The organism is Gordonia otitidis (assembly GCF_020735545.1).
In the GTDB taxonomy this organism is placed as follows: Bacteria; Actinomycetota; Actinomycetes; order Mycobacteriales; family Mycobacteriaceae; genus Gordonia; species Gordonia otitidis.
On the sequence record NZ_CP085974.1, the window covers coordinates 3,961,986 to 3,975,161 of the forward strand.

The 13,176-nt window shown below is 66.1% G+C and carries 13 protein-coding genes and 1 pseudogene; 7 read left to right on the forward strand and 7 right to left on the reverse strand.

Annotated features, from left to right (window positions below; genetic code table 11):
- Nucleotides 1-3 precede the first annotated feature (3 nt).
- Both LK459_RS18135 and LK459_RS18140 read right to left on the reverse strand, forming a co-directional pair.
- Complete coding sequence (locus LK459_RS18135; RefSeq protein WP_227919908.1) at nt 4-1,284, reverse strand: MFS transporter; 1,281 nt, start codon at nt 1,282-1,284, stop codon at nt 4-6.
- Between the two features lie 90 nt (nt 1,285-1,374).
- On the reverse strand, nt 1,375-1,779 hold the full coding sequence (locus LK459_RS18140) for an MmcQ/YjbR family DNA-binding protein (protein WP_227919909.1): 405 nt from the start codon (nt 1,777-1,779) through the stop codon (nt 1,375-1,377).
- A 67-nt stretch (nt 1,780-1,846) separates the two neighbouring features.
- On the opposite strand from LK459_RS18140, the gene ligA reads away from it, so the two are divergent.
- Complete coding sequence (ligA, locus tag LK459_RS18145; RefSeq protein ID WP_007239647.1) at nt 1,847-4,003, forward strand: NAD-dependent DNA ligase LigA; 2,157 nt, start codon at nt 1,847-1,849, stop codon at nt 4,001-4,003.
- Here ligA and LK459_RS18150 read toward each other — a convergent pair.
- Complete coding sequence (locus LK459_RS18150; RefSeq protein ID WP_227919911.1) at nt 3,975-4,883, reverse strand: LysR family transcriptional regulator; 909 nt, start codon at nt 4,881-4,883, stop codon at nt 3,975-3,977. The genes ligA and LK459_RS18150 overlap by 29 nt on opposite strands.
- A 157-nt stretch (nt 4,884-5,040) precedes the next feature.
- Between LK459_RS18150 and LK459_RS18155 the strand changes: the two genes are divergently transcribed.
- Both LK459_RS18155 and LK459_RS18160 read left to right on the forward strand, forming a co-directional pair.
- Nucleotides 5,041-5,823, forward strand: a complete 783-nt coding sequence (locus tag LK459_RS18155; RefSeq protein ID WP_227919912.1) for an SDR family oxidoreductase — start codon at nt 5,041-5,043, stop codon at nt 5,821-5,823.
- Between the two features lie 55 nt (nt 5,824-5,878).
- Nucleotides 5,879-6,156: pseudogene (locus tag LK459_RS18160) on the forward strand (nuclear transport factor 2 family protein).
- A 9-nt stretch (nt 6,157-6,165) separates the two neighbouring features.
- Here the strand turns inward: LK459_RS18160 and LK459_RS18165 are convergent.
- Together LK459_RS18165 and LK459_RS18170 are read right to left on the reverse strand one after the other, a co-directional pair.
- Nucleotides 6,166-6,678, reverse strand: a complete 513-nt coding sequence (locus LK459_RS18165) for an O-acetyl-ADP-ribose deacetylase (protein ID WP_227919913.1) — start codon at nt 6,676-6,678, stop codon at nt 6,166-6,168.
- A 90-nt stretch (nt 6,679-6,768) separates the two neighbouring features.
- Nucleotides 6,769-7,437 (reverse strand): ACT domain-containing protein, encoded by a 669-nt coding sequence (locus LK459_RS18170; RefSeq protein WP_007239652.1) that lies wholly within the window; start codon nt 7,435-7,437, stop codon nt 6,769-6,771.
- Nucleotides 7,438-7,494: 57 nt separating this feature from the next.
- Between LK459_RS18170 and LK459_RS18175 the strand changes: the two genes are divergently transcribed.
- The 4 genes from LK459_RS18175 to LK459_RS18190 all read left to right on the forward strand — a co-directional run bounded on the left by LK459_RS18175 (nt 7,495) and on the right by LK459_RS18190 (nt 11,044).
- Nucleotides 7,495-8,088, forward strand: coding sequence for an antibiotic biosynthesis monooxygenase (locus tag LK459_RS18175; protein WP_007239653.1), 594 nt, complete (start codon nt 7,495-7,497; stop codon nt 8,086-8,088).
- A gap of 99 nt (nt 8,089-8,187) precedes the next feature.
- Nucleotides 8,188-8,517, forward strand: a complete 330-nt coding sequence (gene gatC / locus LK459_RS18180; RefSeq protein WP_227919914.1) for an Asp-tRNA(Asn)/Glu-tRNA(Gln) amidotransferase subunit GatC — start codon at nt 8,188-8,190, stop codon at nt 8,515-8,517.
- A complete protein-coding gene (gene gatA, locus LK459_RS18185) occupies nt 8,514-10,013 on the forward strand; it encodes an Asp-tRNA(Asn)/Glu-tRNA(Gln) amidotransferase subunit GatA (RefSeq protein WP_227919916.1) in 1,500 nt (499 codons plus the stop codon). The genes gatC and gatA overlap by 4 nt, the downstream gene beginning before the upstream one ends.
- 65 nt (nt 10,014-10,078) lie before the next feature.
- On the forward strand, nt 10,079-11,044 hold the full coding sequence (locus LK459_RS18190; RefSeq protein ID WP_227919918.1) for a DUF389 domain-containing protein: 966 nt from the start codon (nt 10,079-10,081) through the stop codon (nt 11,042-11,044).
- Here LK459_RS18190 and LK459_RS18195 read toward each other — a convergent pair.
- Nucleotides 10,929-12,281: an alpha/beta-hydrolase family protein gene (locus LK459_RS18195; protein WP_227919919.1), complete on the reverse strand. Its 1,353-nt coding sequence runs from the start codon at nt 12,279-12,281 to the stop codon at nt 10,929-10,931. The genes LK459_RS18190 and LK459_RS18195 overlap by 116 nt on opposite strands.
- Nucleotides 12,278-13,033 (reverse strand): hypothetical protein, encoded by a 756-nt coding sequence (locus LK459_RS18200; protein ID WP_227919920.1) that lies wholly within the window; start codon nt 13,031-13,033, stop codon nt 12,278-12,280. Before LK459_RS18200 ends, LK459_RS18195 begins: the two co-directional genes overlap by 4 nt.
- Between the last annotated feature and the right edge of the window lie 143 nt (nt 13,034-13,176).

Consider the following 13,176-nt stretch of genomic DNA (forward strand, 5'->3'; position numbering starts at 1 on the left):
CGATCAGGCCGAGCGCTGTGCAACCGCGCTCGCCTGACCGCTTCCGAAGGTGACACCTTTGCGTTCGGAGCCCAGCGCAGTCAGCACGATCACCACGATCAGCACCGGCACGATGGTCACGGTCAACGCGAACGGGTAACCGTGCGATGCCGCGAGCGTTTCCTGGATCGGGAGATTGAACGCGGCGAGACAGTTTCCGAGCTGGTAGGTCACTCCAGGATAGAAACCACGTATCTCGTCGGGTGAGAGTTCGCTCAGATGTGCGGGGATGACCCCCCACGCGCCCTGAACCATCATCTGCATGAGGAACGACCCGAGAGCCAGGCTGCCCGCCGTCGTCGAATACGCGAACAGCGGGACAATCGGCAACGCCAGGAGCGCGCACGCGATGATGATCACCTTGCGGCCGTAGCGTTCCGACAACGCGCCCGCGATCAAACCCCCGATGATCGCGCCGACGTTGTAGATCACGGCGATCCATGTCGCCTCACTATCCGCAAGGCCGGCGCCGTCGTCGTCGGTAGCCTTGAGGAAGGTCGGATAGACGTCCTGGGTGCCGTGGCTCATCCAGTTGAAGGCCGTCATCAGGGCGATCAGGTAGATGAAGCGACGCCAGATCGCCGGGTTCGACCAGATCTGCCGCGCGGTGGTCTGGGTGAGTTTGATCCGCTCGCGCGATGCCTCCCACGCTGCGGATTCCTTGACGCGTGCCCTGATGAGCAGGGTGATGAGTGCCGGGATGATGGAGAGCGCGAACATCCAGCGCCAGTTCAGCCCCCACCAGGTGTTCAGCAGAAGGAATGCCAGAGCAGCGCAGAGGTATCCCATCGAGTAGCCGCTCTGCAGGAAACCGGAGAAGAATCCGCGGCGCGATTCGGGGATCTTCTCCATGGCCAGTGCTGCGCCGAGGCCCCACTCGCCGCCCATCCCGATCCCGTAGAGCATGCGTAGCACCATGAGGATCCAGAAGTTGGGCGCGAATGCGCACAGAAATCCGATGAGGCTGTAGAACGCGACATTGGTCATCAGCGGTATGCGCCGACCGCGTTTGTCCGCCCAATACCCGAACAGGAAGGCGCCGACCGGGCGCATGATCAGGGTCATGGTGGTGATCAGCGCCATCCGCGCCAGCGGTACGTCGAAGTCCTTGGCGATGTCGGCGTAGATCAGCACGACGAGGAAATAGTCGAAGGCATCCATCGCCCAGCCGAGGTAGGCCGCCGCGAAGGAGTTTCGTTGATCGGCGGTCAGCGGTTCGCGACGAGAGGTCGACGGTGCGCCCATGTCTTCACGCTAAACCCTTCGCCAGGCGAAAAGTGGCCGTTCCCAACGGAAGTCCGGTTTGTCCGAGAGTTCCGGATCAGGCGGTCTCGCTCAGCGTTCGGCGGGGTCGTCGCCGATCGACGACAGCTTCGCGAGCGACCGTTTCGGCGCAACCCGGCGGTAACTGGCGTCGAGGAGTTCGGCCACTTCGTCCCAGTCGGACCCGTCCTCGAGAAGCAGTCCCAGCCAGCCGTGGGGACCGAGATAGGCGGGGAGGTAGAAACGGGGATCGTCGAGCAGAGCCTCCCGCTCGGACGCGTCGGGGATAAACAACAGTGACTGATCGTGGCGCTCACCGCCCTTGACGCTGCCCCCGTAGTTTCCGAACATCTTTCCGCAGCGGAACGTCGGACGCCCGTGGGCGACGACCTCGCTGGTGTCGGGGAGTGCGAGCGCGATCGAGCGCACCCGGATGAGGACCGGGTCGGCGTCGTCGAACACGATCGGGTGCGGCATATGGGTGACGATAGGGCACCGACACCGACCGGGCGGGCGTGTCGGTGGGCTTCGCTAGGCTTTGAGAGTGGCACAAGACGTCGGAACCGCAGACTCCAACACCACGGACTCCAGCTCTGCGGACCCCACCACTGATCCCAGCGCTGACGTGCGTGAGCAGTGGTCGAAGCTCGCCGAGGAGATCCGCGACCACCAGTTCCGCTACTACGTCAAGGACGCGCCGATCATCTCTGACGGCGAGTTCGATCGCCTGCTGCGTCAGTTGCAAGAACTCGAGGATGACCACCCAGAACTCGCCACGCCCGATTCACCGACCAAACTCGTCGGCGGTGGCTTCTCGACGGCGTTCACTCCCGTCGACCACCTCGAACGAATGCTGTCGCTCGACAACGTCTTCGACGCCGACGAGATGCGGACATGGGTGTCACGCGTCGAGGACGAGGTCGGGGCAGGCACCGAGTACCTGTGCGAACTCAAGATCGACGGTGTGGCGCTCGCGCTCGTCTACATCGACGGCGTCCTCGACCATGCGGTGACGCGCGGCGACGGGCGGACCGGTGAGGACGTCACCCTCAACGCGCGCACCATCGAAGACGTCCCGGGGCGCCTGACGTCCACCGACGACTACCCGATCCCGCACGTGCTCGAGGTCCGCGGCGAGGTGTTCTTCCGGGTCGAGGACTTCGAGGCGCTCAACGCAGCACTCGTCGAGGACGGCAAGGCCCCGTTCGCCAATCCGCGCAACTCGGCGGCGGGGTCGCTGCGACAGAAGAATCCGCAGATCACCAAGCAGCGCCGCCTGCGGATGATCTGTCACGGACTCGGCCACACCGAGGGATGGAAGCCCGCGTCGCTGCACGACGCCTATCTCGCGATCGGGGCATGGGGTCTGCCGGTATCCACGCACACCACCAAGGTCTCTGGTGCCGACGCCATTCTCGACCGCATCGCCTACTGGGGCGAACACCGCCACGACGTCGAGCACGAGATCGACGGAATCGTCGTGAAGGTCGACGATTTCGCCAAGCAGCGCCGCCTGGGCTCCACCTCGAGGGCGCCGAGGTGGGCCATCGCCTACAAATACCCTCCGGAAGAAGCGACCACAAAGCTGCTCGACATCAAGGTGGGCGTCGGGAGGACCGGACGTGTCACCCCCTTCGCATTCATGGAACCGGTGCTGGTCGCTGGTTCGACGGTGTCACGGGCGACGCTGCACAACGAGTCGGAGGTACGCCGCAAAGGCGTGCTGATCGGCGACACCGTCACGATCCGCAAGGCAGGAGACGTGATTCCCGAGGTGCTCGGCCCCGTGGTCGAGATGCGCGACGGCAGCGAGCGCGAGTTCGTCATGCCCGACCGGTGTCCTGAGTGCGGCACTCCGCTGCGTCCGGAGAAGGACAGTGATGCCGACATCCGCTGTCCCAACGCCGAAACCTGCCCGGCGCAGCTGCGCGAACGGCTGTTCCACCTGGCGGGGCGCAGCGCACTGGACATCGAGGCTCTCGGTTACAAGGGTGCGTCCTCGCTGCTGGCTGCCGGAGTCATCACCAATGAGGGCGACCTGTTCTCGCTCGACGAGGATGACCTCCGGAAGACGGATCTGTTCACCACCCAGGACGGCGAACTGTCACAGAACGGCAGAGCGTTACTCGCCAATCTCGAGAACGCGAAGCACGCACCGCTGTGGCGGGTCCTGGTCGGGTTGTCGATCCGACACGTCGGCCCGCCGACCGCTCGCTCTCTCGCAACCGAATTCGGCTCACTGCAGGCAATCGAGGACGCGAGCCCGGAACAGCTGGCCGACGTCGACGGCGTCGGCGCGACACTCGCGCAGAGCATTCACGATTGGTTCGCCGTCGACTGGCATCGCGAGATCATCGAGAAGTGGCGTGCCGCAGGGGTGTCCATGGAGGACGAGCGTGACGAGTCGATCGTGCGCACGCTCGAGGGCAAGACCGTCGTGGTGACCGGTTCGCTGCAGAACTACTCGCGCGACGGGGCGAAAGAAGCCATTCTGGCGCGCGGTGGCAAGGCGTCGGGCTCGGTGTCGAAGAAGACCGACTACGTCGTCGTCGGGGACTCCCCGGGGAGCAAGGCGGCGAAGGCCGAGCAACTCGGTGTGCCGGTGCTCGACGAGGACGAGTTCACACATCTCCTGGAGACGGGGGAGCCCCCAGCGCGTGCTGCCGAATCGTCTACCCCGAGTGCTGAGGAATCGAGCTGAGCACGGTGTCGCGGAACTCGGATATCGTGTGCGGCAACCACAGAGCCTGAACCGGGGTCAGCGGCGGACTGTCGAAGTCCCGCACGACGATGCGGCCGCCGTGCGTCGTTCCCGGCGGGTCGGTGACAAATGCGACGGCATCGTCGTCGACGAGGACCGCGGTCGCCGGTGGCGCCCCCTGGATACGACACACGCGCAGGCGCGGCTCGACGCCGCCGCGTCGGAGATGGGCGACGAGAAAGTCCGTATAGAACGAGCGTCGCTCCGGCGCCCAGACGACGATCGGCACATCTGCGAGGTCGCGAACCCGAATCGGGTCGTGGTCGGCGATGCGATGGTGGGCGGGGATGGCCAACCGCAACGGGTGATAGGTGACGATCGACGACGTCAGTTGTGGCGGCGGCTCCACGCCACGTCGGAGTACGAGGTCGAGTTCGCCGGCGAGAAGGCCGTCCTTTAAGTGTCGGGGAAACGTCTGGACGAAGGTCACCGAGACGTCGGGGCGCAGCTGGAGCGCAGGTTCGACGAGCGAGAACGCTTCGTCACTCGACAGTGCGGGCGAGTGCCCGATGACGAACGCCTGCGTGGTGCCTGCGGCACGTCGTTGAACCGACCGCGCCAGCTCGCGCGCGCCCGCGAGGAGAGGTAGCGCTCCCTCCAGCAGGGCTTCGCCTGCGCTCGTCAATACGAGTCTGCGGCCGGAGCGGTCGAAGAGCGGCACACCGACCTCGCGCTCGAGCTGTCGCAACGCAGTCGAGAGCGCTTGTTGTGTGAGGAACATCTGTTCCGCGGCAGCAGAGAGTGTGCCCGCCTGGGCCACAGCGACGAACTGCTCCAGGCGTCGGGTGTCGAGTGCTGGCGAGTCTCCGGCATCCTTCATACACAAATCCTACTTGAGAAACATTCATTTGGTTTCGATTGAATTTGATTGTTGGTGTTCCTAACGTCGACGGTGTTCGTCCGAGACCGACCGTGCGCGACGCTGGCGGCCCGGGCGTCAGACGCAGGCAGGGATACGAAAAAGGACAGGGAAACACATGACTCAGACACAGGATCTGTCAGCGACCACCACCCGCAAGCTCGACGGCAAGAGTGCTGTCGTTGCGGCAGGTGCCAAAAATCTCGGTGGACTCGTCTCGCGCGACCTCGCTGCGCTCGGTGCGAACGTCGCAGTCCACTACAACAGCGACTCGAGCCGATCCGATGCCGAGAAGACCGCAGCCGCGGTGGAGGAGCAGGGCGGCAAGGCTGTCATCGTGCAGGGCGATCTCACCGTGCCGGACAACGTGTCGGCGCTCTTCGACGCGGCTGTCGACGCGTTCGGTGGCGTCGACATCGCGGTGAACACCGTCGGCAGGGTACTACGCAAGCCGATCGTGGAAACCACTGAAGTGGAATACGATTCGATGTTCGACATCAATGCCAAGGCTGCCTACTTCTTCATTCAGCAGGCCGGCAAGCGACTGAACGACAACGGTACGGTCATCAGCATCGTGACCTCGCTGCTTGCGGCGTACACCGACGGTTACTCGACGTATGCGGGTGGAAAGGCTCCGGTCGAACACTTCACGCGGGCAGCGTCCAAGGAGTTCGCCGATCGCGGAATCTCGGTGAACAGCATCGGGCCGGGGCCGATGGACACACCGTTCTTCTACCCGCAGGAGACCCCCGAGCGCGTCGAATTCCACAAGTCGCAGGCCATGGGAAACCGGCTGACTGACATCGAGGACATCGCACCGATTGTGACCTTCCTTGCGACAGAGGGACATTGGATCACCGGTCAGACGATCTTCGCCAACGGTGGATACACAACGCGGTGAAGCGGATCATCGTGAAGTAAGCACACCGCCAACCCGAAAGACATGAGGAGTTCACATGACCACGTCACTACCCGCTCCGGTCGCGGCCTCCATCGACGCGACGAATGCCGGTGACCTGCAGGCATTTCTCGACGTCTTCACACCCGACGGTGCCGTCGACGACTGGGGTCGCGTCTTCACCGGACCTGCCGAGATCGCCGGATGGAGCGACAACGAGTTCATCGGCAAGAACGTGACGCTCGCGGTCACCGAGGCGACGGCTTCAACGGACCGTCGACGTTCACCTACACCGTCAGCGGAGACAAGTTGTCGCGCATGACGATTCGCGAGTAACTAAGTCACTCATTCCGCGGTGGCCGTCTCGAAGGCGGCCATCGCGGCGTCGTCGAACAGGACGAAACGGATGGTGGTGACCGCGGTGTCGGCGTCGCGGACGGTCCTCACCGCTGTGCGGGCGCCGTCGTCCATGGGCCAGCCGTAGATGCCCGTCGAGATGGCGGGGAAGGCCACACTGTCCGCGCCGAGTCCGTCTGCGACACGGAGTGATTCGCGGTAACAGGAGGCGAGGAGCTCTGATCGGTCGGTCGACCTCGAATACACCGGTCCGACCGTGTGTATCACCCATTGCGCGTCGAGGTCGCCCGCGGTCGTCGACACCGCGGCACCGGTGGGCAGGCCGTCGGGGTAGCGAGTGGCGCGCAGCTCCCGGCACTCGGCAAGGATCGCCGGCCCACCCCTGCGGTGAATCGCGCCGTCGACACCCCCGCCGCCGAGAAGTGACGAATTCGCCGCGTTGACGATGGCGTCGACGCGCTGCGCGGTGATGTCACCGCGTACGAGCTCGATACAGGCCATGCCTGCACGCTACGCCGGTATGCCCTGCGCGCACAGAGCCCTGCACATACTCCGCATTTCCGTTGCGGCGCAGGGAGTCTCGATGTAGCGCTAGGATTCTGCGCGGAGCACGGTGCTCACGATGCCCGAGAGATAACCCAGCCGCGCGATCTCCGACGGCCGGAAGTCCGGGCCGCCGATCCGGCCGAGCAGCACAGCCTTCCGGCCGTCGCCGAGGGGCGCTGCGGCCAACCGCGTGTCCATGTCCTGCCACGCACCCGGTACCCAGTCGGCATCCGGAGCGAACTGAGCGGCCTCCTGCAGCGGCAACCAGTCGGCGCTGGTCAGCGGCGTCTCGGGCGCACCAGAACTTCCGTAGAGCTGTAGCACCCCGCTCGCCGCCCGGGTGACGACCATCGCCCACGACACCCGCAGCACGCGCGGCGCGTTGTCGACGAGTACCTGGAGCCGGTCGTGGTCGGCGGTCGCCACCTGGTCGACGAGTTCGAGTTCGCGGTGGGTGTCGAGCAATCCGCTGTAGGGGCGGATGGAGTCGACGCGCACGCCCGTCACCTTTTCGGCGGCGGTGATGAGTGCGTCGGGGAGCGATCCGGGCGCGGTGTCGACCACGAGGTCGTCGACCGCATAACCGTCACCGCGTTCGACGACTTCGAGGGACAGGATGTCGGCGCCCACGGACCCGAGCTGCACGGCGAGCAGTCCGAGGCTGCCGGGGCGGTCCTCGAGGTACACGCGCAGCAGGTAAGACACGTGCGACATTGTCGCACCGTGACAGCGGGCGTGCTCGGATGGCACCGGCCGCGCACTGGATCCACGATGGAGTACATGGTTTCCGCCCCTGATCACACGCACGACGACGAGCCTGCGACCCACGTCACCACATCGGTCGCCCGGCGCATCGAATCCGGCCGTGAGCACGACTTCGTCACCTGGACAGACGCGGGTATCGCGTTGGCCCGGACGTTTCCCGGATTCCTCGGTGGTGGCTGGCTGCGCTCGAGCACCAAACCCGACGAGTACTACGTCGTGTACCGCTTCGTCGACGACGCCGCGCTCGACGATTGGAACTCGTCACCGGTGCGCAGGGCATGGCTGTCCCGTGGTGAGGGCGTGGCCGTCGATTACGCGACTCATCGGCTCTCCGGCATCGAGGGGTGGTTCGAGCCGCAGTCGACCCTCACGAACGCGGTCCGGGTGATGGGTGCCCCACCGCCGCGATGGAAGCAGGCGATCACCATCTGGCTCGGCTTCTTTCCGCTGTCGTTGCTGATCAACTTCCTGGTGATCCCGCATCTCGGTGCTCTGCCGCTGGTGGTGAAGACCCTGATCGCCACACTCATCAACACGCCGATCATGGTCTATCTCGTGCTGCCGTGGATCACGCAACGACTCAAGCGGTGGCTCCACTGAGGAACGCGCGGTGGCAGTCGCCTAGTCTTGATGGGGTTGCCGGTGGGCGCTCGGACGAGCAACCGCACCCGCAGGTGAGGAAGGACGTGATCTCTTCAAATGTCTGACGGATCTGGGTCACAGGACGCAGGGTCGGCCATCTCGCGCGAACAGGTCGCGCACCTGGCGCGGCTGTCACGGCTGGCGTTGGGCGACGACGAGCTCGATCTCTATGCGCAGCAGCTCGATTCGATCCTGACGCATGTCGCGCAGGTCTCCGAGGTCGCAGCAGACGACGTCCCGCCGACCGCACATCCCGCCGCTCTGGCCAACGTCCTGCGTGAGGACGTGGTCAAGCCCGGCCTGACCACCGAGCAGGCGCTCTCCGGTGCGCCTGCCGTCGAGCAGGACCGATTCGCCGTCCCGCAGATCCTCGGGGAGGAACAGTGAGTACCCAGACACCTGCCACCCGAGCGGCGGGCGACATCACAGGACTGTCGGCCGCGGAACTCGGCGAGAAGATCGCCGCACGCGAACTGTCGTCAGTCGAGGTCACCCAGGCGCACCTCGACCGTATCGCCGAGATCGACGATCAACTCGGCGCATTTCTCCACGTCAGCGGGTCCGAGGCGCTCGTCGCCGCGAAAGCCGCCGACGACGCGGTCGCCGCGGGCGAGGCGTCGTCACCGTTGACGGGAGTCCCGTTGGCGCTCAAGGACGTGTTCACCACGACCGACGCGCCGACCACCTGCGGGTCCAAGATCCTGGAGGGTTGGGTACCCCCGTACGACGCGACGGTCACCGCGCGGCTTCGCGCCGCGGGCATTCCGATTCTCGGTAAGACCAACATGGACGAGTTCGCCATGGGCAGTTCCACCGAGAACTCCGCCTATCAGGTGACGCGCAACCCCTGGGACACCTCGCGCATCCCGGGAGGTTCAGGCGGTGGCAGCGCCGCAGCGCTCGCGTCGTACCAGGCGCCGCTGGCCATCGGCACCGACACCGGCGGCTCGATCCGCCAGCCTGCCGCGGTCACCGCGACAGTGGGCGTCAAGCCGACCTACGGCACGGTGTCCCGATACGGACTCGTCGCCTGCGCGTCGTCGCTGGATCAGGGCGGCCCGTGCGGTCGAACCGTGCTCGACACCGCGCTGCTGCACGAGGTGATCGCCGGCCACGATCAGCGCGATTCCACCTCGATCGACGTCGCGGTCCCCGATGTCGTCGGCGCTGCCCGTGCGGGAGCGTCCGGAGACCTGTCCGGTGTGCGCGTCGGCGTCGTGACCGAACTGCAGGGTGAGGGCTACCAGCCGGGCGTCCTGGAGTCATTTGAGCGGGCCGTTGCAACTCTGACCGACCGCGGCGCCGAAGTGGTGGAGGTGTCGTGCCCGCACTTCACCTATGCGCTCGGTGCGTACTACCTGATCCTGCCGAGTGAGGTGTCGTCAAACCTCGCCCGCTTCGACGGGATGCGGTACGGGCTGCGCGTCGGTGACGACGGCAAGCACAGCGCAGAAGAAGTGATGGCGTTGACGCGCGAGGCCGGATTCGGTCCAGAAGTCAAGCGGCGCATCATGATCGGTACCTACGCACTGTCGTCGGGTTACTACGATGCCTATTATGGTCAGGCCCAGAAGGTGCGCACGCTGATCGCCCGCGACTTCACCGCCGCCTTCGAGAACGTCGACGTCCTCGTGTCTCCCACGACGCCGACCACGGCATTCCCCATCGGTGACAAGGTCGACGACCCGCTGAGCATGTACCTGTTCGACCTGTGCACACTTCCGGTCAACCTCGCCGGTGTGGGGGCGATGTCGGTGCCGTCCGGACTGTCGGGTGACGACGGTCTGCCGGTCGGGTTGCAGATCATGGCTCCGGCACTCGCCGATGACCGGCTCTATCGCGTGGGCGCGGCGTACGAGGCGGCGCGCGGCCCGATCGTCTGATCGAGACGGCACACGACCGAGTGGTGACGGCGTGACGATGGCCCGGGGACGGTGACGATTCAGCGATGTTGCACCTGCGCGTCGTGTCGCCGACCGCGCTGACCGATGAGGTCGAGGCGATCATCTCGAACGAACCGACGGCGATCGGCCTCGTTGTGCTGCGCGGGGTCGCGACGCGACCGGCCGGCGACGTCGTCGAGGCCGACATCCCGCGTGAGGTGGCCAACGACCTCGTCGACCGTCTTCGCGCGACGGGTGTGCATCACGACGGCACGATTCACATCGACACGGTCGCCACATGGCTGTCGCGGTCGGGCTTCGATGCCGAGCTCGAGGCTCCCGGCAGCAGCGCCGACGCGGTGGTCTGGTCGGAGGTCGCCCAGCGCTCGTACGACGAGTCGGAGCTGAACTGGACCTACCTCACGTTCATGACGCTCGCGACAGTGCTCGCGGCGATCGCGATCGTCCTCGACTCCCAGATCCTCGTCATCGGGGCGATGGTTCTCGGTCCCGAGTTCGGACCTGTGGCGGCTCTGGGGGTTGCGCTCGTGCTGCGACGCTGGGTGCTGCTCGCCCTCGCGACGCGGACGTTGATCCTTGGTTTCGTGGCGGCGATCGCGATCACGGCCGTTCTTGCGCTGGTCGTGCGACTGCTCGGGTGGGTCACGGTTGACGAACTACGCTCGCCGCATCCGAATGTGGCGTTCATCGCGAGCCCCGACCGGTGGTCGTTCATCGTCGCACTCGTCGCCGGAGCGGCGGGCGTCATCTCCGTCACCTCGTCGAAACTGGGTGGACTGACGGGTGTGTTCATCTCCGTGACCATGGTCCCCGCGGCAGGAAACATCGCTCTGGGCACGGCGTTCGGGCTCAGCGCCACGGTGTGGGGCAGTGCCGAGCAACTCGTCGTGAATCTCATCGGTATGGCCCTCGCCGGATGGCTGACCCTGCTGTTCCAACAGGCGGTGTGGTCACGGATACGCATTCGGCGGGCGCATTCGCTGCTGAGGCGTCGACGTCGCATGATGTGAGGTCGGCAGGCGCTCGCCTGGGAACCGGAGGAACCTGATCGGTGCCGCGGTAGCGGTGGCCGACCCCGACGGGGCCGTCGAGCGATCCGAGCAGGTCTGCGGAGGTCTGGACGAATGTGACCAGCGGCAGCCACGGGAGATGCCGGGTCTGCCTACCGACGGTGACAGTGTCGGCTGGTCGATCAGCAGCGCGCCAGCTGACCGCAGGCGACCAGACGGTCACCGGATCGGTCGCGTTGGCGATCACGGTGCGTGACGATCCGTGTGCATGCGTGGCGATGGTGTCTGCCGGAACGCCGGAGAGCACCGTCGCCCAGACCATGCCGGGTCGGTGTTCGTCGGCCCAGACCCGCGCAGCCTCGGCTCCGATCGCTCCGAGGCTCTGGCCGTACAGGACGATGCGCGGACGACGGTGTGCCGGAACGGTCTCGAGAGTGGTGGTCAGCGCCGACAGCAGGGTGACGGATGCGCGGCCTGCCGCGTCGCGAGCGGTGACGAATGCACGCCACGACGCGACCGAGGCGTAGCGGGGCGAGATCGTGTGCATGCGCCCGACGCGATCAGCGATCGCATCGACGGCCCCGGTGTCCACCCACCCCGACCCCGTCGGAACCGCCACCAGCACGGCGTCGTCGTCGAGGCCGCCCTCGTCGACCCAGCGCTCGACGAGTGCACGTGCATCGCGGTCGTTCGTGATCTGCTCCTGCAGCGTCGCTGACGATCCCGATGCCGACGCCTGTCCCGTCGTCGGGGTGAGCAGACCGACGACGACCGCAGCGATCCCTGCGACAGCAACCGCAGTCTGCCGGGGGAGCCACACGATCGCCGCGACCACCACGGTCGTCGGGACGACGAGAGCGACGATCCACTCGATACCGACTCTGTCGTAGCCGAGCTCGGCGCGAATACCGTTCTGCCACCACATGTTCGCCGCAGCGCCGAGCACGAGAACACTTCCGGCGGTCACCGTCGGCCACCAGCGGGCGGCGAACGGTGGGCGGCGCCGATATGCCGTCCAGACCATCGTGCACGTCACGGTGAGCACAGCGCAGACGGACACCACCGTGCCCGCGAGCCAGGGCGTCCGGGGCAGAGGTGAGGGCCAGAGTCCGACCACCGTTGCGATCACCACCGCGCAGGCGACGGCCGGATGGAGGGGGCCGACGGCAGATCCGGTCCGGCGGCCGGCGGCGAGGGTGGGTGCATCGCAGTCGTTGCGGGCGGCGAGGTCGTTCATCGTGCAGCTACTGCGGGTTGTGCGTCAGACGAACTCTGAGCTGCGCCGTGCGTGTTCCCGTGGTTCTCGTCGGTCCCGTGGTTCTCGTCGGCTCGGTGGTCGTCGTGGATGAGGTGGCGAACCGCCGACGCGGCTGCGGTCAGGGGCGTGAGGCGGTCGCGTGGGGGACCATCGCCCTCGTTCCACGTGTTCACCGCGAGTCCGACCCGTGCGAGCTCCGCCGCGGCATCGCAGATCGGATCGTCACAGGTGTCGTGCATGCGCGTCACCAGCATCGTGTCGAGGCCGAGGCGGGCCCACGCGCCGAGCGGATGACCTGTGCGAGCCGAATAGCGCAACACGTCGTAGCCGAAATCATGTGTGCGACAGAAAGGTTCGAACTTGTCGGGCAGCGGTATCGGTGACGAGCAGTCGCCGTCGGGATTGCTCGCGGTGCCTCCTTCGATGACAGGGCGGTAACCCATGGTCGATTCGAAGCCGGGTGGGAGCGCTGCCAACGCCCGGGCGCCGTTCCCGTCGAGTACGTGCCTGATGACCTCGGCTGACGCGGGGTCCTCGCCGATCCCCGCCGGCTGTCCACGGTGTGACGTGGCGCTGTCGCGCGTCGAGCTGATGGTCGTCGAGTGTGCGGCAGCATGGCCCGCGGGCAGGATCGGGAGCGCAGCGACGATGACCACAGCACAGAGCAGGGTCACCCATGGCCATCCGCGATGTCTGCGAACAGGGTGGGCGTGTGGGCGGCTAGCTGTCATGCGATCGACGCTAGGAATACAGGGCACTGCACCACATCGGTCGCGAGTGGGGTTACGACACAGCACATTCGCGTCGTTCAGGGGGTCGGACCTCCAACCAGAGAGCGAGTTCGATCTCCCTCTCGGGTATGAGGACATGTCGG

What these genes read in the sequence shown, in the direction of transcription:
- gatC (WP_227919914.1), top strand. Translation starts at nt 8,188, where the DNA reads ATGTCTGACGGATCTGGGTCACAGGACGCAGGGTCGGCCATCTCGCGC.
- LK459_RS18200 (WP_227919920.1), bottom strand. Translation starts at nt 13,033, where the DNA reads ATGACAGCTAGCCGCCCACACGCCCACCCTGTTCGCAGACATCGCGGA.
- LK459_RS18155 (WP_227919912.1), top strand. Translation starts at nt 5,041, where the DNA reads ATGACTCAGACACAGGATCTGTCAGCGACCACCACCCGCAAGCTCGAC.
- LK459_RS18190 (WP_227919918.1), top strand. Translation starts at nt 10,079, where the DNA reads ATGTTGCACCTGCGCGTCGTGTCGCCGACCGCGCTGACCGATGAGGTC.
- LK459_RS18170 (WP_007239652.1), bottom strand. Translation starts at nt 7,437, where the DNA reads ATGTCGCACGTGTCTTACCTGCTGCGCGTGTACCTCGAGGACCGCCCC.
- LK459_RS18175 (WP_007239653.1), top strand. Translation starts at nt 7,495, where the DNA reads ATGGAGTACATGGTTTCCGCCCCTGATCACACGCACGACGACGAGCCT.
- LK459_RS18195 (WP_227919919.1), bottom strand. Translation starts at nt 12,281, where the DNA reads ATGAACGACCTCGCCGCCCGCAACGACTGCGATGCACCCACCCTCGCC.
- LK459_RS18135 (WP_227919908.1), bottom strand. Translation starts at nt 1,284, where the DNA reads ATGGGCGCACCGTCGACCTCTCGTCGCGAACCGCTGACCGCCGATCAA.
- LK459_RS18150 (WP_227919911.1), bottom strand. Translation starts at nt 4,883, where the DNA reads ATGAAGGATGCCGGAGACTCGCCAGCACTCGACACCCGACGCCTGGAG.
- LK459_RS18165 (WP_227919913.1), bottom strand. Translation starts at nt 6,678, where the DNA reads ATGGCCTGTATCGAGCTCGTACGCGGTGACATCACCGCGCAGCGCGTC.
- LK459_RS18140 (WP_227919909.1), bottom strand. Translation starts at nt 1,779, where the DNA reads ATGCCGCACCCGATCGTGTTCGACGACGCCGACCCGGTCCTCATCCGG.